A 21,937-nucleotide genomic window follows, 5' to 3' on the forward strand; every position below is an offset into this window, starting at 1 on the left:
AAGGGTTCGTACTCTAGACTTTATGCTGCATCTGAATAGTTGTTGATACGCAACAGAGAAGAAAATTCATCAAACCAGAGGAGCGCCAGTGTCCACCAGCGTCGAAATGAGTGAAATTTTTCTCGAGTACCCCACCGAATCCGGCAAGGTCGCTGTACTCAAAAATGCCTCTCTCATGGTGCCCCCCGGAGAAACACTGGCAATCACCGGACCCTCTGGCAGCGGGAAAACCTCGCTGCTTCTTCTGCTTTCTGGCTTGCAGCGCCCGACCAGTGGCGAGATCTTTGTGGGCGATCAGCGCCTCGGCGAGATGGATGCCAACACCCTGGCGGACTGGCGAAGTGAGCACCTTGGCATCATTTTCCAGTCCTTTCACCTGTTGCCGGGCCTGACGGCCCTCGGGAATGTCAGTCTGCCGCTTGAAATTGCCGGCGAGGAACGACCCCGGGAACGGGCGCTTGCCATGCTGGAGGCGGTTGGCCTCAGCCATCGTCTGCAGCATTACCCGGGGCAGCTGTCTGGGGGAGAGCAGCAACGTGTCGCGATTGCCAGGGCGCTGGTGCACCAGCCGAGCCTGCTGCTGGGGGATGAGCCAACGGGTAACCTGGACCATGAAACCGGCGAGAAAGTCCTTTCCCTGTTATTCGACCTTCACAAGGAGAGCAAATCCACGCTGGTGCTGGTAACCCACGACGAACGCGTTGCCGAGCGATGCCAGCATCGGGTTCGAATGGATGGTGGTCGTCTTTATGAATCGTGAAAGCCCTCGCCAAGTTCGTTCCACGAGCCCTATGTGGATGATCAGGTTCGCGATAACAGATCTGCGATCACGGATCTCTGCGCTGAAGGTCTTTCTGGCCTGTCTTATTCTGGGCGTCACCCTGGTAGCTGCGACAGCCAGCCTTTACCGGGTGATCGAACAGAGCCTGCTGGCGGATACCCGGGCGTTGTTGGGCGGTGATGTAGAGCTGGATACCAGCGAGCCCCTGCCGGATGAAGTGCTCGAGTGGATTCGGGCCACCGGCAACATTTCGCTGGTCCGGGAATTCGACACCATCGTGAGTGGCAGCGGCGGTGACGGATTTTTTCGGGCCGAGATACTGGTCCCGGATGCTCTGTATCCCCTCTACGGCGAACTGGAACTGGTTCCTGATGAATCCCTGCAGGCTCTGACGGCCCAGAAGCAAGGGCAGTGGGGCGCCATTATCGATCCACTGCTGGCAGAACGCCTCGGCCAGTCTGTTGGCGACCAGATCGAGATTGGCGCAGCCACCTTTCGGATCAGCGGTCTTATCAAGAAGCAACCTGATCGGAGCCTGAACGCCAACTGGCGTGGCCTGCCGATCATGATTTCTGAGCCGGCGGTTGAGGCAACCGGATTAATCCGACCGGGTAGCCGTGTGGATTACGAATACCGGGTGCAGACCGAGCAGAATCTCGACACCTGGCTTGAGCAATTCGAGCAGGCATTCCCGGACGCCCGATGGGAAATCACAACCTTCGCCGAGCGCAGCGAGCGAATCGCCGAGCGGCTGGACCAGATTGCTACAGCGCTCATCCTTATTGCTTTCACCACCTTGTTCATTGGCGGCCTCGGCGTTGCCAACAGTATTCACGCCTACCTTGATGAAAAGTTGGGCACCATCGCCACGCTGCAAACACTGGGCCTTCGCCGAAAACCGCTAGTGGGCATATACCTGCTGCAGATTGGCATTCTGGGTAGCCTGGCCGGACTTGTTGGGGGCGGCATCGGACTGGGGCTGTCCGCCCTGGCAGTTGGCGTGGCGGGGGATGCCTTCGCGCTGACGGGGCCAGACGGGGCGGGAGGCTGGTTGTCCTTGTGGATCATCCCCTTACTACTGAGCTGGTTGTTTGCCGTGCTGACCGCCTATGTGTTCGCTCTGCCGGCTCTGGCGCGTGCTCTGGCTGCTGCACCAGCGGGGCTTTTTCGAGGGCAGGTTCAGGCCGCCCCGAATGAACCCCGCAGTTGGCGGATTGCCAGTTACCTTTTGCTGGCAGTCTACATAGGCGCGACGCTCCTCTTGCTTCCGTCGCCCCATCTGGGATTCCTGTTCCTGCTGGCGGTAATCGGGCTCTGGGGGCTCCTGGAGGGTTTGATCAAGGGATTGCGCCGCGGTGCAAAGGCCCTGGAAAACGGCGGCTTCGCTGATCGCAGGTTTGCCCGGCGTCTGGCCCTGGCCAACCTTCACAGGCCGGATTCTCCCCTGCGGGCCACGCTGCTTTCTCTGGGTACCGCTCTCACGTTGGTGGTGGCTTGCACGCTGATGGTCACCACGCTCATGCGGGCCCTGGAAACAACGATACCGGAAGAGTCACCGGCGCTGATTCTGTACGAGGTGTTCCCGGACCAGATGGAACCGCTGCGAACAGGGCTGGAAGCCCTGGACAGCTCCAGCCGCGTGGAGCTGCTCCCGATGGTCCGTTCCCGGCTTGCCACCATCAACCAGCGGCCGATTGCCGAGGTGCTTGCCGACAACGCCGAAGCCAGGCGGGAAGCCATGGGGGATGAATACAAACTGAGCTATCTCTCCGGCAACCCAGAAGCTCTCGAATTGGTGGAAGGAAACTGGTGGACGTCGCCGGCCCCTGAAGGCGAGCCTGCCTACATGGCCATGGAGGATCGGGAGGCGTATCAGCTTGGCCTGGGGGTAGGCGATCAGCTCACCTTTACTGCACAGGATAAGAGCATCAATGTCGAAATCCGTGCAATCTACCGGCAAAAAGGACTCCAGACACGATTCTGGTTTGAGGGGATATTGCAGGAAGGGGCGCTGGACGACCTGATCAGTCTGTATGTAGGCGCGGTTTATCAGAGTGACGAGGCGGCCAAGGAATCCCAGCAATGGTTGGCACAGAACATCCCCAACGTGATCACGCTGCGGACGGCAGACTGGCTCGAAACGGCCGGGGACCTGCTGAACAAGGCTGCCGCGGGGCTTGCGGCGGTCGCCTCCGTAAGCCTTCTTGCCAGTTTGCTGGTGCTTTCCAGCGTGGTCAGTGTGAGTCGCAGGCGGCAGCTCTACGAGGCGAACCTGTTGCACTGTCTTGGCGCCCGACATGGGGCCATCAGGCAATCCATGTTGCTTGAAACCGGCTTGCTGACTGTTCTGGCAACGGTCTTCGCCACAGGGCTTGGTGCGTTAATTGCCTTACCCGTAGCTGACCTCGCCCTGAAGCTGCCTGCAGGTGATCTGTGGTGGGTTGGGGCGCTGGTTGCGGGTGTTGTCAGCTCTCTGGCGCTGTTGGGTGGACTCCTGCCCACGCTCAAGGCAATGCGGCTGAATCCTGCTGTTTTGCTCAGAGACAGTTAAAACGTCTTGCTGACGCAATAAATTCGTCTTTCAGGTAAATGAGGAGGAAAAGTTATTTAAATTATATACTTAAGATCGACAAAAAATGCCGTTTGTTCGTTTTTTGGCCGGCATCACGAGTTGCAGGCTCAAAAAATCCGGTTATATTGAGAAAATTAAGGAAAATTGCCTACCAAATGGCAAATTTCAAAAATTTTCACTAAAACATCTACGGTAGTATTTTTACGTATGCTTTTTGCACATAACTCGTGTTGTGTAGGCATAACAGACACACACTTATCGTCCACAAAAGAAAAAGAGAGAAAAACTATGATTCGCAAACTTGCACCGCTGGTATTCGCTTGTGCTGCAGTCACCTCCGTGAACGCCACAGCAGACCAGCTGGACACCGTGATTCAACGTGGCACTCTGAACTGTGGCGTGGTTCTGGACTTCCCACCCATGGGGTACTTTGACGAGAACAACGAGCCGGCCGGCTTCGACGTGGATTACTGTAACGACCTGGGCGAAGCGCTCGGCGTCGACGTTAACGTTCTCAACCTCACCTGGGGCGAGCGGATCCCATCTCTGGTCTCCGGTAAAACCGACGTTGTTATCGGTTCCACTTCCGATACGCTGGAACGTGCCAAAACCGTCGGCTTCACCTACCCGTACTTCGTTTTCAAATTCCAGGTTATTGCGAACGAGGACAAGAACATTGAATCCTTCGATGACCTTAAGAACCTGAAGGTTGGTGCAGCACTCGGTACTACCTACGAAACCGAGTACCTCGCCTACGCTGAGCAGCAGGGCTGGGGCAAGGACAACTACACCTCGTTCAAGTCTGAAAACGACGCCTACCTGGGTCTGTACCAGGGCAAGGTGGACGCGATCATTTCAACCAACACGAACATCGCAACCAAGCTGCGTAGCGAAGAGTTTGCGGACTTTGAAGCCGGTCCCTATGTTCCCAACTACGACGACGTGGTTGGCATTATCGCCAAGCGTGACGAGGTGGCCTGGATCAACTACCTGAACCTGTTCCTGGTTCGCCAGATTCGCGATGGCAACATGAATGAAGCTTACAACAAGCACTTCGGCACCGATGCACCTGCCGATCTGATCCAGTCCCTCCGAGACAACAAGTAAGCGCCGAAGCGACGGCCGCCAGACAGGCGGCCGTCATTGCATTGGTTCCCGGGTCGGGCGCTCGTTCAGCGGCGCGCTGACCTAAAATTCTGATCGCAGCTCTGTTTCAAGGGCAGTGGTCGAGTTTCCTACCATTCATTAAATGGCCAAGGTATGGACTACGAATTTCACTGGAACGTTGTGTTCCAGAACATGCCCCAGCTGCTGAACGGTGCCTTCGTTACTTTGCACGTATCCGTTCTAGCCATGCTTCTGGGCATCGTGATCGCAATACTGTTGGCGATCGCCAAAATGAACAACACAAAGTTCTTCAGCCAGGTTGCCACGGTGTGGGTCGAGATTGCCCGGAATACGCCGGCCCTGTTTCAGATCTACATGGCCTATTTCGGCCTTGGTGCGTTCGGGATTCACCTGAGCCCTTATGTGGCCGTGTTGAGTGCCCTGGTCTTCATCAACGCAGGCTACCTCACGGAAACTTTCCGGGGTGGCTTCCAGTCGATTCCCAGCACCCAATACAGTGCCTCCAAGTCCCTGGGTATGACCAGCATCCAGTCGTATCGCTATATCATCCTTCCGCAGATGCTGAGGCGCATCTATCACCCGATGACCAACCAGTTTGTCTGGTCGATTCTGATGAGCTCTCTGGGGATTCTGGTGGGTATGAGTGAACTCTCCGGCACAACTCAGAGACTGCAGTCACTGTCGTTCAGAACGCTGGAGTTCTTCATCGTGGCGGCGGTTATGTACTTCATCATCACCAAGCTGGTGTTGTTCGGGTCATCGCTGCTTGCCCGTCGACTGTTCAAGGGGGAAATCTGATGAATTCCTTATTCACACCCCTTTCCTGGAGCGATAGCGGGCTGATCCTGACCGGTGTCTGGAATACCGTCATCATCTCTGTTGTGGCCATCGTCGTGGGTACCCTTTTGGGTCTGGTGGTCGGCTTCATCCGCTCCGAGAGCAACAAGGTGGTCAATGTGGTGTTCGGGGGCGTTCTGGACGTGCTCCGGAGTGTGCCGCTGATCATCCAGCTGATTCTGTTCTCAACCTTCGTTGGCGCAATGGGCAACCCCCTGGCGCCGTTTGTTGCGGGCTCCATTGTGCTGTCGCTTTATACCATGGCGTTTATGGCCGAAGTGTTCCGCGGTGGCTTCGAGAGTGTCAGCCCCTCAATGCAGACAGCGGCGCGCTCACTGGGCATGACCAAGTGGCAAACCATCTACCACATCCGGTTGCCCATCGGCCTGCGCGCGGTGTTCCCGTCCTGGCTGGGTGTTTCGCTCAGCGTTATCAAGGACTCGGCGCTGGTGTCGGTGATCGGTTACATGGAATTGCTGCGCACGTCGGAACAACTTATTTCAAGAACCCAGCAACCGCTCGAGATTCTCATAGGTGTTGGTATCTTCTACTTCATTATTTCGTACCCGCTTTCCCACTACGGCCGGTACGTTGAGAGGAAAATGGCAATATGATCAGTGTACAGAATGTCCATAAATCCTTCGGTGATCTTGAAGTGCTCAAAGGCGTGAGCCTGGACGTGCAGAAAGGCGAAGTGGTGAGTGTTATCGGGGGCTCCGGTAGCGGCAAGTCGACTCTGCTGTACTGCATCAACGCCATCGAGACCATCAACAGCGGCAAGATTCTGGTTGATGATGTGGATGTGCATGCCAAGTCCACCAACAAGGACAAGCTGCGCCAGAAACTGGGCATGGTGTTTCAGCAGTGGAATTCCTTTCCCCACATGACGGTACTGGAGAATGCGGCGCTGGCCCCCAGAATCGTCAAAAAAATGAGCAAGGAAGAAGCGATCGAGATTGCCAAAAAGGAACTGGAGCACGTTGGCCTGGGTGACAAGCTGGATGTGTACCCGACCAAGATGTCCGGTGGTCAGCAGCAGCGTCTGGCCATTGCCCGTGCCCTGGCCATGAAGCCCGACTACATGCTGCTGGACGAGGTAACCTCTGCGCTCGATCCGGAGCTGGTGGGCGAGGTTCTCGATACCCTTCGCCTGTTGGCGGAAGAGGGCATGACCATGATCTGCGTAACCCATGAAATGGGCTTTGCGCGGGATGTGTCCGACCGGGTGGCCTACTTCCATCAGGGCGTGATTGCGGAGATTGGTGAAGCCAGGCAGGTGATTACCGATCCGCAAAACCCGCTCACCCAGAAGTTCCTCTCGAAGGTGCGCTAAAAAGTCGCCACAGAGGTGGTGCTGGTTGGGGGAGTTTTTGGACCCGCTTCCCCAGCCATTTTTACGTGTCAGTTCCGGTTTTTCAGAACCTCATAAATTTGCGATATCGCGTCGTCCTGCCGCTCCTTTTCCATCATATCCTCGAGTAATTCCAACACCCGTTTCTCATCGTTACTGCGGAGTCCTGGCCAGTAAACATAAGGCACCAGATCCGGATTGCGGATAAAGAACAGCGCGGTTTCTTCCGGCGCGTTCGCAATGTCGCCCCGCAGGCCCAGGGTGAAATGGCGGCCCTCATGGCCCTGCAGTGTTACCAGAAGTGAGTTGTCCCGTTCAATGAACCGGCTTTCCTCAACTGAAATAGGCTCCGCAAGGTCGGGTACTGACGTGATGTAATACTGAAAACCCAGGAATGCCACCAATACAACAAGCAGGGCGGCCAGGGCAGTGGATTTGATCATTGAGTGTCTTCCGTTCGGGGCAAGCGTGCCTCAATCCTTTTTCATCAGGTACTCCGCCACCGCTTGATAGGCTGGCAGCGAGGTTGGGTCTATCTTGCTGTTACTGGCATTGGGAAACGATGCGAAGCGTACCAGAACCATGTTGGCGGTGGGGTCAATGTAAATGGTTTGCCCGTGCACGCCTCGAGCGGCATAAGCGCCATTGGCATTGTGGAAGATCCACCACATGCCACGGTAGCTCCCGCCGGGGAGGGTTTTGTAGCCAGCCTTGGCAAAGGCCTTCTTGTCGCCGCCGGCCTCAATTGCATTCACCACAGATTCAGGAAACAGTTGCTGGTCTTTGTACTGGCCCTTGTTCAGCATCAAGAGGCCAATCCTGCCGAGATCCCTGAGCCCTGCGCTCAGGCCGCCGCCCGCGAACGGCGTACCTTTGGCGTCTATCGTCATGTAGGCGTCCTGTTCAGTGCCCAGGGGTTGCCACAAGCGATCGGAAAGGAGATCCGCCACGCTCTTACCGCTTACCCGGGAGATGATCCAGCCGAGGGCATCGGAATTGACCGTCCGGTAGCCGAACGCATCGCCGTGTTCGCCGTTCTGCTCAACGGTTTGCAGGTACTCGAAATAACCCTCCGGCCCGCTGTAATCGGAAGGCTTTGGCAAGGGGCTGGCGGCGGCAGAGTACTGCCAGATGTCTGCCTCGGGATCGGCGTAGTTTTCGCTGTAATCCAGCGCTGTGGTCATATCCATCACTTGTCGAACCGTCGCAGTGCCGAAGGCACTGTCGCGCAACTCGGGTACAATCGTGGCGACTTTGGACTGGTCATCAAGTTTGCCCTCAGCGACCAGGATTTCTGCCAGCAAGCCGGTGAGGGACTTTGTCATCGACATGGCCGCGTGTTTGCCGGCTTCGTTCAGGCAACCGTTGTAATACTCATACACAATCTTGTCATGATGCAGGATCAGTAGCCCGTCGGTGTAATTGGCAGACAGAGACTCCTGCCAGCCCATGGGAGTGTCGCTACCAATCGGCGTGAATGAAATGCTATTGATGCCATTGTCCGGGGCGTAGGGCAGAGGATCCGGGGCACCTATGCCACGACTAACTTGAGTGGTAGGGAGCAGCTCCCGTATGTGACACACCGTCCAGCGCAGTTTCGGAAAGCTGAAGTAATTGCTTTGCGGTTGCCCGATCAGTTTATCGTCTGACGGTGGAAAACCGGTCATCCATTGCAATGCTCCCGGGTCAGATGCCTCAGCGCTCATCGGAGCTGAAGCCTGGGTAGTGGCCCATGCGCCTGGAATGCTTAACGCGAAGAGCATCAGGGCGTGAACAGGATTGAAGCCGGGCATGTCCATTTACCTCGCAAAATTCGTTACATGGCCCTGGAGAAGACCGAGAACGGCAGGGCCTTCAAGACGTAACTCAGCGGCGTCCATGGCCACCAGGGCACATAGGAGCGGCGCTTTTCTGATTCGATGGCTTTAACCAGGGCCTTCACGCCGGTTTCCAGGTCCACCCTGAAGGGCGCGTTCTTGGTATCCCGGTTGATATCCGTGAGAATGTAGCCGGGCATAATGTTGCTGACGTTGATTGGCTTGCCCTTGGTATCCAGTTGCAGACCTTCTGCCAGGGACGCCACCGCAGCCTTGGTGGCGGCGTAAACGTTCAAGGGCCCGCGGAAACCACGCACCCCGCTCACTGAGGACATCAGCACCAGGTGGCCGCTGTTCTGCTCGCGGAAGATCTCCATGGCCGCCTCGCTCTGGGCAATGGCCGCGATGAAGTTGGTCTCGGCGGTGTGTCTATTGGCCGCGAAGTGTCCACGGCCGATAGGCTGGGAACTGCCAATACCCGCATTCACGACTACCCGATCAAGACTGCCCAGCTCATCCCGGAACGCGCGGAACACTTCGAATACCTGATCGTAATCGCAGACATCGAGACCGCGAACCAGCACCCGGATATTGGGGTTGGCCTGCTGCAATTCCCGTTGTAGCGCCTCCAGCTTGTCGGCCCGCCTTGCGCAGAGCGCCAGGTTGCATCCCTTGGCAGCCCATTCGCGGGCCATACCTTCCCCAAGACCAGTGCTGGCACCGGTAATCAGAATGTTCTTTCGCATCAGTTATCCCCTGGAGTCGTTCGAGTTATTTGCGCTCACAGTACCATGATCGAACGCTCAGGGGATTGACTGAAATGCAGACCTGTACTGACCAATTCTTTCAGTGTGGCCCGTTACTCCACCATGACCGTGATCCTCTCGGAGACCACTGCCGGGTTGTGCGGAACATGCATGTGGTCACCTACGAGAAGCTGTAACGTGTGCTTTCCCGGCGATAGCGTGATCTCGGTTTCGGTTTGCCCGCCGCCGAAGTGCTTGACGTAATCTGTAGCGGGAAGAGGCTGGCTCAAATCCGACGGTATATCGGTATCGATCAGCAGGTGGTGGTGTCCGGTGCCTGCTTTTTCCACACCGGCGGGTGCCACCCCCATGTTCCGCAGGCCAAAGACAACTTTGAAGGTTTGGTCAACGGTAGCGCCATCGGTTGGCTGGACAAAATACACACCGGCATTGGCCGGGGCTTCAGATTTCATGCTCTCTGCCAGCGCTGATAAAGGCGCGATCAAAAGAGCTGAAACCAGCGTAATTGCGATCCTGTTCATCTCATTTCCTCCCTGGTGTTTGCCACAGGTCAGTATAGTTGAGGAAATGAAGTTTCGGCGCTCGGATTAGTTCTCCATAGCGGGAATTATGTGGTCTTCAATCAACCGGAACTGGCGGCGCAAAAACGTCGAGCCCGGCGATGGCGGGGTAGGGTCTGATGTCATCACCACGGTCAACTGACGAGCAGGCATCACATAAAGCACCTGTCCGCCATAGCCCCGACCGTAATATCCCATTTCGCCTGCGAGAGGTTGTTGGAACCAGCCGTAGCCATAGGGATCATCAGTATAGGCGGACCTCGCCCGCTCTATCCACGATTCGCGAACCCAGTCCTCCGGAAACAGACGCCGGTCGCCAATACGCCCCTCATTGCGATAAAGCTCGCCTATTTTTACCAGGTCTCGAGGCGAGAGAAGCATATTGTTGCCACCGAAATAGATACCCTGCGGATCGCGGCCCCACGCCGGAATGGTGATGTTCAGCGGTTCGCCCAGCCATTCTCGCGCCAGGGCAAGGGTGCTACGACCGGCGCTTTCCGTGAGCGCGGCGGAGAGCAGGTGGCTGCTGCCGGTGGAGTAAAGCATGCGCCCACCCGGCGCATCCACGAAGGGCCTGGTAAGCACATGATGAACCCAGTTTTCGCTGTTCACCCACGGCCCGTAGTATTGGCCGGACGTGCGCCGAAGACCGGCCTGCAGTGACAGCAAGTGTCCCAGGGTAATACGTTCCACACCCTCGGTGGCAGAAGCCGGCACTCGATCCCCGAGTGTTTCAACAACCGGCTGATCGATCCCCTCGAACACGCCCTTTTCGATGCCGATACCCACCATTGCAGCGAGCACGGTCTTGGAGAGAGACTTGATGTTGGTTGGCGTATCCAGGCCGGTGCCCTTCAGATCCAATGCCAGGACTTCCTGACCCTCATGGACAACAATCAAGGTGTAAAGCCGCTCTAGCTTCGCAGCCTCTCTCGCAACCTGCGTTCGCCAATCCGCCGTCTCTGAATAGCTTGAGAGGGGAATCAGTAGCAGCAGAGCGAAAAGCCAGTTTAAAAAACGTTGCATGGTGTACGGGTCGCCATCGCTTTGTTTTGAGGAAGAAACTTCCAACGTGTGACTAAATCTACGTCAGCGCGTGGCGAGGGGCTCACAGCCTAGTCATAGCTGTGGCGGTTTTCGGCTCCGCTCGAGCCGGACATGGAGAATCGCCTGAACTTCACGCCTTCACGCTCAACGGTCTGCTCCCCAACAACCTTGAATCCTTGATACTTAAAAAACGGACGTGCCTCCAGGCTGGCGTCTGTTGTCAGCTTTGTGACTCCTCTGGCAGCCAGGCGCTGCGATGCTGCCTTGTAAAGCAAGGAGGCGACGCCTCTGCGGGAAAACGAAGGCGCCGTGAACAGAAACTCAATATGGCCTGCGGAGGTGAATGAGATAAAACCCGCAAGAACACCCCGGGATTCAGCGACAAGTGTTTTCACGCCTGAGAGGCGGGAACGCCATTGCTCCAGATCTGGCGATCGTGGTGCCCATGTTGCCAGTTGCTCCGGCGTGTAGCTCTGGGAAGCAATTTGATGCACGGAATCCGTGAACAGAGCGACGATGTCAGCCAGGTCCTGGTCTGCGAAAGGTCTGATATTCATGGTTTGGTCAACGCGCCTCCGCAATCGCTATACGCTTCGTGGCGCAAACATGATGATCGCCATGCCGAGCAAAGCAACGCCGGAGCCCACAAGGTCCCAGGCGGTCGGCCTGATGCCATCAACAGCCCATAGCCAGAGAATGGCCATGAAAATATATACGCCGCCGTAGGCCGCATAAACCCGCCCGGCTGCCGTTGGATGGAGAGACAGCAACCAGGCAAATGCCGCGAGGCTAAGAGCCCCTGGCACCAGTAGCCAGATGCTCTTGCCTTCACGAAGCCACAGATAGGGAAGGTAGCAGCCAACGATTTCAGCCAGGGCGGTGACCAGAAACAGGCCGACAGTTTTCAGTTCAGGCAAGGAAGTTGTCCTTTCGGCAGTTGCATGGGTACTCACGTTCCATTGTCCTAAAGCCGCCATCGCATAGGGTGAGTCTGTTGAAGCATACCGTTCTCATCCCAGTCTTCCCAGCCAGTGAAGGGGATAGGAGGCTCATTGAAGAGTCCCTGCAGCCGCTTTGCCCAAAGGGTTTTCTTCTGTTCAAGCTGCGCTCTGAACCTGGACTCGTCTTCGTAACGAATACCGCCTCCCTGAATGCCATAGCTCACCTGGGGTGGCAAAACATCAAACCCCACGTAATAAAGCGAGGAATGTATCGGCCATAGCCATTCAACCATGTTGCCAGCGCGTCCGAAGGGCATGAAAGCCTGCTCCGGAGATCCGGTGGTTACCGACAACATGGCTCTTTTGCCCCGGAAGTGCCCCCGATTGTAACGCCGACTCCCGGAATAGAGTCCACCGTATACGAGGACCCGATCAAACCAACCCTTGAGGATTGCTGGTTGCGAATGCCACCACAGGGGAAACTGGAAAATCACGAGGTCTGCCCACTCCAGGCGGCTGATTTCCCTCTGAATCGCGGGCGCCAGTGGACCTCGCTCATAGTGAGCCCGCTGTTCGGTCAAAGGAGCGAAGTAGGCTTTATCCACCCGCTCGGTATAGTGTTCGGCACGTTCGACTGGATCGAACCCTTCCTGATACAGATCGTCGAATTCCACCTTATACCCCTTAGCCTGAAAAGATTCTCTGGCCACATCAGCCAGACCTCCGTTGAACGATTTGCGTTCCGGGTGTGCGAAAACAATCAGCACGTTCATACCTGATCACTCCTTTTGCATTCATCTGCGGATACCTTAAGATGTTCTTCAGTGCACATAAATTCTCTATCTCCGTAAACTGGCCTTGCATGGATGAACAGCGAATGCGCTGGGACGATCTGCAGATCGTGTCGGCTATTGTTGATACAGGCACGCTATCCGGGGCGGGAAAGCGGCTGGGCATAAGCCATGCGACGGTCTTCCGTCGGCTCACAAATCTGGAAAATCAGCTGGGTGTAACGCTATTCGAGCGTTCGCGCTCCGGATACACGCCAAGCGCTGCGGGAGAGGATCTTTTCGAGGTTGCGAGACGGGTTCAGGAGGATATTACGGGCGTTGAGCGTCGGCTCGCAGGAAAGGATCTCAAACTGTCCGGAACCATCCGGGTCACCACAACCGACACCCTGTTTTCGGGCCTGTTGGCAACACTGTTTGAAAGGTTTCGAGGGAACTATCCCGATATCAAGCTGGAAGTCGTTATCTCGAACCAGCTGCACAGCCTGAGCAAGCGGGAGGCAGACATTGCCATTCGCCCCACGGGGAATCCCCCAGAAACCCTGGTTGGGCGCAGGGTCGGGGTTATCCGGCAGAGCGTCTATGGTCAGCGGTCACAGTGGCAAAACCGGCGAGGCCCCCTCGATCCCTTGACGGGCCACCAGTGGATCGGCCCGGACGAACACATGGGCAATCGTGCCCTGGAAACCTGGATGGCGCAAAATGGTTTGAATGAATTCTGCAGCTACCGTGTCGACTCAATGCTGGGCATGCAAGCAGCAACTCGATCCGGTTCGGCCGTGGCTGTGCTTCCAGATTATCTGGCTGGCTCCGATCCTGAGTTATGCTGCCTGACCGATCCCATTTCGGAACTGGACATTCCTCTGTGGATTCTCAGCCATCCGGACCTGAAACGCGTGAAACGAATGCGGGAGTTTACCCGGGTTATCGGCGAGGAATTGAGGCAAGCACTCGCCAATTGCAAGGCTTAAGTCTTCACCCATTTATCACCTTCCTTGTGATACTCCTGTTTTACCGCCGCCCAGGCAACCTTATGGGCCGTCTCTTCCCGGCTCGCGTCGCCACGGCGGTCTTCGGGATCACGGTATTCTTCCCATGCTGAATTGAACGCTTTGCGGTAAACCTCCTGGGCATGACCTGGCAGGCTATTGCGAACGCTGGCTGGCAATTCCGAATTGTTGTTGTAGGGCATGAGGCTTTCCTCCGAAAAGGCTTTTACTTGGCGCGATTACAGGATATCTCCAACGAATCTAAATCCACCGCCGAACCCGTCGTTCATATTCCCTGAAGTCTTCGCCGAATAAATCCCGGAGGGCACGCTCCTCCGGTTCAATCTGGAACCGGTTCATATAAACGACGAAGAAAATTACGCCAACCAAGGCCCACGCGGACGCCAGGAATACGCCCCAGGCGAGGAGCCACAGCGCGAAGCCGATGTACATGGGATTTCTTGAAAAGCGGTATACGCCTGAGCTGACCAGCTTGGAGCTTGCCTCCGGGGTGCGTGGGTCCACGGTTGTTTGCGCGCTTCGAAAGGACATTACCCCTGCCAGAGGAAAAAGAGTGCCCAGTGCAAGCAGGATGGCCGCGAGGGACAGGCGAAGCGCTTCGCTGGTATCAATGCGCGGGCTCCAGTTTGCGATGGCCCACATGAGCATCCCGATGATCAGCACCAGAGCAAGGGGTGGGATGCGTTTTTCCAGCATTTGAAGGTTCACAATAAAAAGGACTCTGTTCTCGGATTCACGAGGGTTGCAGCGATTTGCTCAAGCTAATCGTGATCAATCAGACGATCGATCATTTTTTGCCAGCCAGGCCCGAAAAGGTGCCGCTGAATCCGCAAGTTCTATCTGGGTTAATCCCAATTCCTCGGGCCTCACGGGATGGATCTGGCCGTAGAGCTGTTCTGCAATATTGCCGTCTGCAAAGCCGGCCCAATTTGCAGTTTCCTGGGAGGCGGCAAACACAATTCGTGGAATACGGGCCCAGTGAGCAGCAGCCAGACACATGGGGCAGGGTTCGCAGCTCGCGTACAGGGTAGCTTCTGGCATATGCGCGTTTCCCAGCATCTTTCCGGCCATCCGTATGGCCGCAACCTCGGCGTGGGCGGTAGGGTCGCACTCCTGCTTTGCCCGGTTGCCAGCCCGGGCAACAACACTGCCATTGTGAACCACAACAGCGCCAAAGGGTGCGCCACCATCGCCGACCGAATCCACGGCCAGCTGAATTGCTTGTTGGAGATAGGCTTTGTCACTGTCTTCGGACTGGGGGTGGCTCACGTTGGACCTTTCCTCGTTGTTGAGTATTACTCCCGCCTGGCTAGCGAAGCTGACTGTCCTTGCTACCTCTACGATTGATGCCGCCAGAGTGGGGACGCTCCTTTTCATGGGCCGACTGGCAATCAATGCACAATCGGACGCCGGGAATAGCCTTACGCCGGGCCTCCGGAATCGGAGCACCGCATTCGTCGCATTCCTCGGCGCTCTCGCCTTCGGCTAACTGGCTGCGAGCGCGCTGGATTTCATCTTCAACGCTTGCGTCGATCTGTTCCTGAACTGCACCATCACGAGACCATCCGCCTGCCATGGGGCCCTCCGAAGTCTGGCTGACTGAAACTACTCAACGTTAGCATTGTAGCTCGGGTGCTCAAAGGTGGCCGATGCCCCATTGGTTGTCGACTCGGGATTTTCTGTGTATTGGGGCAGGTCGTCTGTGATCTCAAACCACGGCGCCTTGTTTCCCACGTAAACGTGTCGCTCTGGCGTTACGCCCGGGTCTGTATCGAGGGTGCCCATAGGGAACCCAAGCACTTCGGGATGAGCATCGAATTTTGTGTAGAGGCTAGAGCCACAGTTCGAACAAAAGGCCTTGTGCTCACCGGCAGATGACTCATAAAGCTTGATTAGCTCCTCGCCTTGCAACGTGCGCCAGTCTGCTGCATTTACCTTGGCACGGGTTCGAAATGCTGACGCATGAAGCTTGCGGCACATGGTGCAGTGGCAGTTCAGAACATCCGTGAGGGGGCCGTGGATTTCGTATTTGATGCCGCCGCAGAGGCAGCTTCCGGTTTGGTGCATAGGGTCAGCTCCTGTTGCTCCCTTTGTCTTTAAAACTGGCGTCGATCCGTTCCCGAACCATACCATCCCGTGACGTTCAGAGTACCGGACTCATTTTTTATGCAGTGCCTTGTAGCGTTCCTCCAGTTCGGCACGAATGGCCCGTCGCTCCTTACCGTTGGCAAATCGCCTTATCTGATCATCGGTGCTCGGAACCAGTTGCGGCACGGGGACGGCCTTACCGCTATCATCAACCGCCACCATGGTAAAGAAGCAGCTGTTGCTGTGGCGAACCAATTTGTCACGGATGTTCTCGGTAACTACCTTTATGCCGATCTCCATGGAAGTTCGGTCGGTGTAGTTCACGCTGGCCAGAAAGGTGACCAGCTCGCCAATCCGGATGGGTTGAAGGAACATCACCTGGTCGACGGAGAGAGTAACGACATAGGTCCCCGCATAACGGCTGGCGCAGGCATAGGCAACCTCATCCAGGTACTTCAAAAGCGTACCGCCGTGAACATTGCCGGAGAAATTGGCTTTGTCCGGCGTCATCAGAACGGTCATGCTCAGGCTTGTTGAATTGTTTTCCATGGCGCTTCTCTGTTGGTTTGCTTTCCAGTATAGGCGCCAGGGTGCCAGCGGTGGCAGTAGTTATTAGTCGGCCTCGAACGTCACCAGATCTACATCTGCTGCCTGGGTGCGCAACGGCACCAATGCCTGATAGGCAGGAGAGTCGTGCCAATCGATGACGGAATCCGCATTGGGAAAGCGGATAACCACCGTATCGGTGTGCCGATATTGCCCGCTTAGCACCTTTGCCTGTGTACCCCGAAGTACCAGTTCCGCACCCCAGGGAACCAGCGTTTCCGGAACAAGGCTGCGGTATTCTTCCCATTTGTCCGGGTCTTTCACGGTGATGTTACCGATCACGTAGGCTGTCATTTGCATTCTCCGGTCTCTGATTGAGCTGGTTGGTCACGAAAGACAAACGTGACTGCAGGAATTACTGGTTCAGAAGATCTTCAATCCAAGTCAGGAATCTGGCCGCACTCCTCGTTTCGAAGCTTTGCTTACCTGGAACGTAATAGCACAAATCTGATGCGACCGATTGAGTGTCGAAGTGCTGCAGAACGTTGGCTTTCAATAGCTTGTTGGCGAGCGTTGTAGAGCAGAACACCAACCCATTACCTGCCATGGCCTGCTGGATCCCGAAAAGTTCCTGGTCAAATGATTTGAGTTGAATGTTTGCCCCCTTCAGCCCATTTTTTTCTAACCAGGCGGTCAGGGGAGGGCTCGGTAACGCTTTGTTCTTCCACTCCGTGGTGAAAAGTGTGATTGGTTCATTCTCCCAGGAAGGAGGCGTCATTCCAGAAGCACCAAACACATTGAATGACTCAAATCGAATGACATCAGAATGCTCAGCAACTGAGACATCCCCGAATCGAATGGGAATGATGTAGGATTGGCTGTCGACCGACTCGCCGGTGGAAATTTCCAAAGAAATATCCGGGTTGGCTTGTTCAAATTCGTGCTGGGACGGGATGAGCACCATCGCTGCCAAGGATGATGTCGTCGTCACCCTGACCGTATTGCCTGCCTTCACCACCTCTTCCAAAGCACTGTCGATTTTCCGAAATCCTTCGGACGTTGCTTTGGCTAAACGGATACCCGTTCCCGTCAAGGATATCCGTCTTCCCTGCCGATGAAACAGGCTCACATTCAATCGGCTTTCCAGGTTGCCAATGTGATGTGAGATGGCTGTCGGCGTCAGCGAAAGTTCTTCTGCCGCCAACTTGAAACTACCCCGGCGGGCAGCCGACTCAAAGGCTTTCAGCGCCTGTAATGACACCTGCAATGTGGATCTCCCAATCAATCACTGGTTTATGGATGTTATAGATGAGTTCAATTCATCTGCAAGTGCAATTTTTACGTTTGTGCAAGTCTAACCAGCCTCACAAACTGGCTCATGTCATCAACCAACCAAGGAAATGAACATGAGCACACTATTACACATTGATTCCAGTGTTAGAGCGGCGACTAATCCCAACCCGGATCACGATTCCATATCGAAGAATATCGCACGCCGGTTTATTGATACCTGGCAGGAAAACCGGCCTGAAGATGAATATATCTATCGTGACGTTGGCGTGAATCCACCTGCTTTCATTACCCAGGAATGGATTGGCGCGGTGTTTACCCCGGAGGAGAAACGTACCCCGGCACAGCAGGAGACACTGGCACTCTCCGATACCCTGATTGCCGAAGTGTCGGCGGCCGACGTTCTCGTGATCTCTTCACCCATGTACAACTACGGTATGCCGGCTCAGCTTAAAGCCTGGTTCGATCAGATCGTACGCATCGGCAAAACGTTTGATTTCGATCTCGAACGAGGTGACTTCCCGCTGCAGCCTCTGCTCTCAGGCAAGACATTGATCATCGTGACCTCCAGCGGAGAGTTTGGCTTTGAGAAAGGCGGAATAAGAGAAGAGTCTGGCCACCTGGTGCCGCACCTGCGGACACTGAGCAAATACCTCGGGGTAGACACCATCTACGAGATTGCCGCCGAATACCAGGAGTTTGGCGACGAAAGACACCGCGTGTCAGTAGCCAACGCCAAGGAGCGAGCCGAAAGACTTGCTTCAGAGCTGAGCCTTTCAGGCCAGGCACTATCGTCAAGAAATGAGGTCACCGATGTGTGACCGAATTGATGAAGAGCGTCTGGCAACCTGTGGCGAAAGTGCCATTGATCTGGCCATTAGCAATGTAAGAGCCGGTGGTTTGCCGTTTTCCGCTTTGATCGTCAATCAAAGTGGAAACGTTGTCGGCAAGGGGGTAAATCAGGTTGCCGAGCATCTGGATTGCACCGGACACGCCGAAATCCAGGCAATAAGAGATGCTTCAAGGAAGGAGCAAAGCGTTTCTTTGGGAGGGGCGACATTGATTGCTTCAGGAGAGCCATGCGCTCTCTGCTACATGGCCATCCGTATGGCCGGTATCAGGAACGTTCGTATCGTTGCGGACAGATATGAGGCGAGAGACAACGGGTTCGATTACCTGTGGACTTACCAGTATTTGAATCCTGCCCTCTTGGATGAGCTCGACGTAGTGACTTTAGTTAATGACAGGAAACTGCTTCCATTTAAGATGGCTAACAGGAAATTGAGTGATCAAGGGGAATAGTCTGAGACACTTTTGGATCTATTCGATAAAGTGCTCGCTAACAAAAAGGCCCGGAGTTCTCACTCCGGACCTTCTTGTCACTCAGTGCAGTCAATCACCTCAACCGCACTTGCTATCGCCGCAGGAAAGGCAGGTCGCACACCCATCCATCACGATCACCGCCTTGGTGCTGCACTTGCCGCACATGGTGGCGTTGGCAGGGTAGTCGCTGGCTTTTTCGTCGTTCGTGGCCGTGGTGTGGCTGGCTTCGAACTCGGCACGCTTTTCGGCGAGGATGCGCTTGGTGGTTTCGCTCATTTCCTCGCTTTCCAGCAGGCCAATGGCCTTCAGGTGCTTCTCGATCACGGCGCCGATTTCAGCCACCAGGGACGGCATGAATACGCCGCCTTTCTTGAAGTAGCCACCGTTGGGGTCGTACACGCTGCGCAGCTCTTCCACCAGGAAAGTTACGTCGCCACCCTTGCGGAATACCGCAGAGATTACGCGGGTGAGGGCGATAACCCACTGGAAGTGTTCCATCGACTTGGAGTTGATGAACACTTCGTACGGCTGCCGGCTTTCGTGGTCGGTGCCTTCGTTGAGCAGGATGTCGTTGATGGTGATGTACATCGCGTGCTCGGCCACCGGGGGCTTGATCTTGTAGGTGGTGCCCAGCAGGAAGTCCGGCCGTTCGATGTATTCGTTCATCTGAACGGGTTTGGTTTCCGCATGCACCGGTGCCTGGTGTTCGGCGGCTGCTTCAGGGTCGGCCTTCTTTACGCGGTAGCCGACGATTTTGTTGCTGATTTTAACTGTCATGTTCGTTGTCCTGTGTCGGTTCCCGGATCAGTACTTGCCGTAGGTGCCTTCTTTCAGCGCGTCAAACAGGTTGGCGGCGTTGTGGATTTCGCCGTCGTACTCTACCTGTTCGTTGCCCTTGAGGGTGACCTTGCTGCCATCGTCCAGGGTGAACTCGTACATTGTGTTCTCGAGGTCTTTTTCCTTAACCAGTACGCCCTGGAAGGCTTCCGGGTTGAAGCGGAAGGTGGTGCAACCCTTTAGGCCCTTGTCGTAGGCGTAGAGGTAAATGTCCTTGAAGTCCTGATAGGCGAAGTCTGTCGGAACGTTCGCGGTCTTGGAAATCGAGGAATCTACCCACTTCTGGGCGGCGGCCTGGATGTCCACGTGCTGCGATGGGGTTACATCGTCGGAAGTGGTGAAGTAGGCCGGCAGCTTCTTGTCCTCGTCTTCGGAAAACGGCATGGCGCCCGGGTTCACCAGGTGGCGGTATGCCAACAGCTCGAAGGAGAACACATCTACCTTCTCTTTGGTCTTCCGGCCTTCGCGGATGATGTTACGAGCATAGTGGTGCGAGAAACTCGGCTCGATACCGTTACTGGCGTTGTTCGCCAGTGACAGGCTGATGGTGCCGGTTGGAGCGATGGAGGTGTGGTGGGTAAAGCGGCCGCCTTTCTCGGCCAGTTCTTCCACCAGCTTCGGCTCCACGCTGGCAATCTGCTGCATGTACTTGCTGTACTTCGCGTGCAGTACGCGACCTTTCACCTTGTCGCCCAGCTTGTAGCCGTCTTTGCTCAGCTGCGGGCACTTGTTCAACATCTTGGCATCAATCTCGAACTCGTCGTCCATGATCGGCGCAACGCCTTTTTCCTCGGCCAGGGCGAGGGACTGGCGCCAGCCTTCAACGGCCATTTCACGCACGACTTCTTCGGTGAACTGCACGGATTCTTCAGAACCATACGGCATGCGTAGCATGGCGAGGGTGGAGCCCAGGCCCAGGATGCCCATACCGTGGCGGCGCTTGTAGGTGATCTCGTGGCGCTGCTCGGCCAGGGGCAGGCCGTTGATCTCTACCACGTTGTCCAGCATGCGGGTGAAGATGCCTACTACCTTGCGGTATTTTTCATAGTTGAAGCTGGCCTTGTCGGTGAACGGATAGTCCACGAACTTGGTCAGGTTCACGGAGCCCAGCAGGCAGCTGCCGTATGGGGGCAGGGGCTGCTCACCGCAGGGGTTGGTGGCGCGGATGTCTTCGCAGAACCAGTTGTTGTTCATCTGGTTGACCTTGTCGATCAGGATGAAACCCGGCTCGGCGTAATCGTAGGTGCTGGTCATGATGGTGTCCCAGATGAACTGGGCTTTCAGGGTACGGTAGATACGGCAGGCAACCTTGCCTTCGTCGTTTACCACATAGCCTTCCTGCACCGGGAAATCGCGGTAAACGAACTGGCTCGCATCGCTCAGGTCCAGGCCTTCGTCTTCGACTTCCTTCTGGGTAACCGGGAAGGAGAGGTGCCAGTCGTCACCGTTGCGCACGGCTTCGATGAAGTCTTCGGTGATCAGGAGCGACAGGTTGAACTGGCGCAGGCGGCCGTCTTCGCGCTTGGCCTGGATGAAGTCGATCACGTCCGGGTGGTGCACGTCGAACGTGGCCATCTGGGCGCCACGACGGCCACCGGCAGAGGATACGGTGAAGCACATGCGGTCGAAGATATCCATGAACGACAGCGGGCCGGAGGTGGTCGCACCGGCGCCGGCCACGTACGCCCCTTTCGGACGCAGGGTGGAGAATTCATAACCGATTCCACAGCCCGCTTTGAGGGTAAGGCCGGCTTCGTGGTTCTTTTCCAGGATGTCGTTCATGGAATCCTGAACGGTGCCGGAAACGGTGCAGTTGATGGTGGAGGTTGCCGGCTTGTGCGCCTCGGCACCGGCGTTGGAGGTGATCCGGCCGGCGGGAATGGCACCGTTCTGCAGGGCCCAGATGAAGTTCTTCATGTGCTGGGTGCGTACGGATTTGTTTTCCACCTCGGCAAGGGCTTTGGCAACACGTTCGTAGGTTGCGTTGATGTCCTTGTCTACGGGCTCGCCGGTCTTGGTCTTCAGCTGATATTTGCTGTGCCAGATGTCGATCGAGGCTTCCTGCATCGGGATTGTCGTTACCACTGCCTGTGCCTTTGCGTTCATTTCCACCCTCTGTCTTCCGGTATGTCTTCTTTTTATGGCGCCAGTCCTTGTACCAGCGGCGCCATACCCCTTGAGAATCGTCGTTTTGGCCTTGGGCCTGTTTTCTTTTTAACCACTAGATATGGGTTGAATCTGAAATGAGTATAAC

At 55.9% G+C, this 21,937-nt stretch carries 27 protein-coding genes; 9 read left to right on the forward strand and 18 right to left on the reverse strand.

What is annotated here, in order from left to right; all coding sequences use genetic code 11:
- Positions 1–106 precede the first annotated feature (106 nt).
- The 6 genes from SIC15_RS08455 to SIC15_RS08480 all read left to right on the forward strand — a co-directional run bounded on the left by SIC15_RS08455 (position 107) and on the right by SIC15_RS08480 (position 6,651).
- Positions 107–760, forward strand: coding sequence for an ABC transporter ATP-binding protein (locus tag SIC15_RS08455; RefSeq protein WP_174805057.1), 654 nt, complete (start codon positions 107–109; stop codon positions 758–760).
- A gap of 31 nt (positions 761–791) precedes the next feature.
- Positions 792–3,332 carry an ABC transporter permease gene (locus SIC15_RS08460; protein WP_412537453.1) on the forward strand — a complete coding sequence of 847 codons (2,541 nt, stop codon included), beginning with the start codon at positions 792–794 and terminating at the stop codon, positions 3,330–3,332.
- Positions 3,333–3,641: 309 nt separating this feature from the next.
- Positions 3,642–4,460 carry a transporter substrate-binding domain-containing protein gene (locus tag SIC15_RS08465; RefSeq protein WP_136632295.1) on the forward strand — a complete coding sequence of 273 codons (819 nt, stop codon included), beginning with the start codon at positions 3,642–3,644 and terminating at the stop codon, positions 4,458–4,460.
- A 153-nt stretch (positions 4,461–4,613) separates the two neighbouring features.
- Positions 4,614–5,279, forward strand: coding sequence for an amino acid ABC transporter permease (locus SIC15_RS08470; RefSeq protein WP_069184657.1), 666 nt, complete (start codon positions 4,614–4,616; stop codon positions 5,277–5,279).
- Positions 5,279–5,932 carry an amino acid ABC transporter permease gene (locus tag SIC15_RS08475; protein WP_069184658.1) on the forward strand — a complete coding sequence of 218 codons (654 nt, stop codon included), beginning with the start codon at positions 5,279–5,281 and terminating at the stop codon, positions 5,930–5,932. The genes SIC15_RS08470 and SIC15_RS08475 overlap by 1 nt, the downstream gene beginning before the upstream one ends.
- Positions 5,929–6,651: an amino acid ABC transporter ATP-binding protein gene (locus tag SIC15_RS08480; protein ID WP_069184659.1), complete on the forward strand. Its 723-nt coding sequence runs from the start codon at positions 5,929–5,931 to the stop codon at positions 6,649–6,651. Before SIC15_RS08475 ends, SIC15_RS08480 begins: the two co-directional genes overlap by 4 nt.
- Positions 6,652–6,719: 68 nt before the next feature.
- Here SIC15_RS08480 and SIC15_RS08485 read toward each other — a convergent pair whose 3' ends face one another.
- The 8 genes from SIC15_RS08485 to SIC15_RS08520 all read right to left on the reverse strand — a co-directional run bounded on the left by SIC15_RS08485 (position 6,720) and on the right by SIC15_RS08520 (position 12,574).
- On the reverse strand, positions 6,720–7,112 hold the full coding sequence (locus SIC15_RS08485) for a hypothetical protein (protein WP_412537454.1): 393 nt from the start codon (positions 7,110–7,112) through the stop codon (positions 6,720–6,722).
- A 30-nt stretch (positions 7,113–7,142) separates the two neighbouring features.
- Entirely contained in the window at positions 7,143–8,462 is a 1,320-nt protein-coding gene (locus tag SIC15_RS08490) for a serine hydrolase domain-containing protein (protein ID WP_083231858.1), read from the reverse strand.
- A 23-nt stretch (positions 8,463–8,485) separates the two neighbouring features.
- The gene (locus SIC15_RS08495) at positions 8,486–9,232 is read right to left on the reverse strand and encodes an SDR family oxidoreductase (protein ID WP_069184661.1); all 747 of its coding nucleotides are present in this window, start codon (positions 9,230–9,232) and stop codon (positions 8,486–8,488) included.
- A 113-nt stretch (positions 9,233–9,345) separates the two neighbouring features.
- Positions 9,346–9,765, reverse strand: coding sequence for a DUF4399 domain-containing protein (locus tag SIC15_RS08500; RefSeq protein WP_412537598.1), 420 nt, complete (start codon positions 9,763–9,765; stop codon positions 9,346–9,348).
- Positions 9,766–9,840: 75 nt separating this feature from the next.
- A complete protein-coding gene (locus tag SIC15_RS08505; protein ID WP_069184663.1) occupies positions 9,841–10,839 on the reverse strand; it encodes a serine hydrolase domain-containing protein in 999 nt (332 codons plus the stop codon).
- An 89-nt stretch (positions 10,840–10,928) separates the two neighbouring features.
- Positions 10,929–11,417 (reverse strand): GNAT family N-acetyltransferase, encoded by a 489-nt coding sequence (locus SIC15_RS08510; RefSeq protein WP_069184664.1) that lies wholly within the window; start codon positions 11,415–11,417, stop codon positions 10,929–10,931.
- 27 nt (positions 11,418–11,444) lie between these two features.
- Positions 11,445–11,777, reverse strand: a complete 333-nt coding sequence (locus tag SIC15_RS08515) for a YnfA family protein (RefSeq protein WP_412537455.1) — start codon at positions 11,775–11,777, stop codon at positions 11,445–11,447.
- A gap of 47 nt (positions 11,778–11,824) precedes the next feature.
- Positions 11,825–12,574, reverse strand: coding sequence for an NAD(P)H-dependent oxidoreductase (locus SIC15_RS08520; RefSeq protein ID WP_412537456.1), 750 nt, complete (start codon positions 12,572–12,574; stop codon positions 11,825–11,827).
- A gap of 89 nt (positions 12,575–12,663) precedes the next feature.
- On the opposite strand from SIC15_RS08520, the gene SIC15_RS08525 reads away from it, so the two are divergent.
- The gene (locus tag SIC15_RS08525; protein ID WP_349343319.1) at positions 12,664–13,560 is read left to right on the forward strand and encodes a LysR family transcriptional regulator; all 897 of its coding nucleotides are present in this window, start codon (positions 12,664–12,666) and stop codon (positions 13,558–13,560) included.
- Here SIC15_RS08525 and chaB read toward each other — a convergent pair.
- The 8 genes from chaB to SIC15_RS08565 all read right to left on the reverse strand — a co-directional run bounded on the left by chaB (position 13,557) and on the right by SIC15_RS08565 (position 17,494).
- On the reverse strand, positions 13,557–13,781 hold the full coding sequence (chaB, locus tag SIC15_RS08530; RefSeq protein WP_136632286.1) for a putative cation transport regulator ChaB: 225 nt from the start codon (positions 13,779–13,781) through the stop codon (positions 13,557–13,559). The genes SIC15_RS08525 and chaB overlap by 4 nt on opposite strands.
- Positions 13,782–13,839: 58 nt before the next feature.
- Complete coding sequence (locus SIC15_RS08535; RefSeq protein WP_412537457.1) at positions 13,840–14,307, reverse strand: methyltransferase family protein; 468 nt, start codon at positions 14,305–14,307, stop codon at positions 13,840–13,842.
- Positions 14,308–14,370: 63 nt separating this feature from the next.
- Positions 14,371–14,868, reverse strand: a complete 498-nt coding sequence (locus tag SIC15_RS08540) for a nucleoside deaminase (RefSeq protein WP_412537458.1) — start codon at positions 14,866–14,868, stop codon at positions 14,371–14,373.
- Positions 14,869–14,908: 40 nt separating this feature from the next.
- Entirely contained in the window at positions 14,909–15,175 is a 267-nt protein-coding gene (locus tag SIC15_RS08545; RefSeq protein ID WP_412537459.1) for a DksA/TraR family C4-type zinc finger protein, read from the reverse strand.
- 29 nt (positions 15,176–15,204) lie between these two features.
- Positions 15,205–15,666: a GFA family protein gene (locus tag SIC15_RS08550; RefSeq protein WP_136632283.1), complete on the reverse strand. Its 462-nt coding sequence runs from the start codon at positions 15,664–15,666 to the stop codon at positions 15,205–15,207.
- Positions 15,667–15,756: 90 nt separating this feature from the next.
- On the reverse strand, positions 15,757–16,236 hold the full coding sequence (locus SIC15_RS08555; RefSeq protein ID WP_412537460.1) for an acyl-CoA thioesterase: 480 nt from the start codon (positions 16,234–16,236) through the stop codon (positions 15,757–15,759).
- 63 nt (positions 16,237–16,299) lie between these two features.
- Positions 16,300–16,587: a DUF1330 domain-containing protein gene (locus tag SIC15_RS08560; protein ID WP_412537461.1), complete on the reverse strand. Its 288-nt coding sequence runs from the start codon at positions 16,585–16,587 to the stop codon at positions 16,300–16,302.
- A 61-nt stretch (positions 16,588–16,648) separates the two neighbouring features.
- Positions 16,649–17,494: a LysR family transcriptional regulator gene (locus tag SIC15_RS08565; RefSeq protein ID WP_412537599.1), complete on the reverse strand. Its 846-nt coding sequence runs from the start codon at positions 17,492–17,494 to the stop codon at positions 16,649–16,651.
- Positions 17,495–17,639: 145 nt separating this feature from the next.
- Here SIC15_RS08565 and SIC15_RS08570 point away from each other — a divergent pair, with 145 nt between their 5' ends.
- Together SIC15_RS08570 and SIC15_RS08575 are read left to right on the forward strand one after the other, a co-directional pair.
- Positions 17,640–18,344, forward strand: coding sequence for an FMN-dependent NADH-azoreductase (locus SIC15_RS08570; protein ID WP_412537462.1), 705 nt, complete (start codon positions 17,640–17,642; stop codon positions 18,342–18,344).
- Positions 18,337–18,825, forward strand: a complete 489-nt coding sequence (locus tag SIC15_RS08575) for a nucleoside deaminase (protein ID WP_412537463.1) — start codon at positions 18,337–18,339, stop codon at positions 18,823–18,825. The genes SIC15_RS08570 and SIC15_RS08575 overlap by 8 nt, the downstream gene beginning before the upstream one ends.
- Positions 18,826–18,924: 99 nt before the next feature.
- Here the strand turns inward: SIC15_RS08575 and SIC15_RS08580 are convergent, their stop codons facing one another.
- A complete protein-coding gene (locus SIC15_RS08580) occupies positions 18,925–19,623 on the reverse strand; it encodes an NrdJb (protein ID WP_069184949.1) in 699 nt (232 codons plus the stop codon).
- A 27-nt stretch (positions 19,624–19,650) separates the two neighbouring features.
- Complete coding sequence (locus SIC15_RS08585) at positions 19,651–21,789, reverse strand: adenosylcobalamin-dependent ribonucleoside-diphosphate reductase (protein ID WP_069185068.1); 2,139 nt, start codon at positions 21,787–21,789, stop codon at positions 19,651–19,653.
- Between the last annotated feature and the right edge of the window lie 148 nt (positions 21,790–21,937).

This window comes from Marinobacter sp. MIT932201, from assembly GCF_047123295.1.
GTDB classification, from domain to species: domain Bacteria; phylum Pseudomonadota; class Gammaproteobacteria; order Pseudomonadales; family Oleiphilaceae; genus Marinobacter; species Marinobacter salsuginis.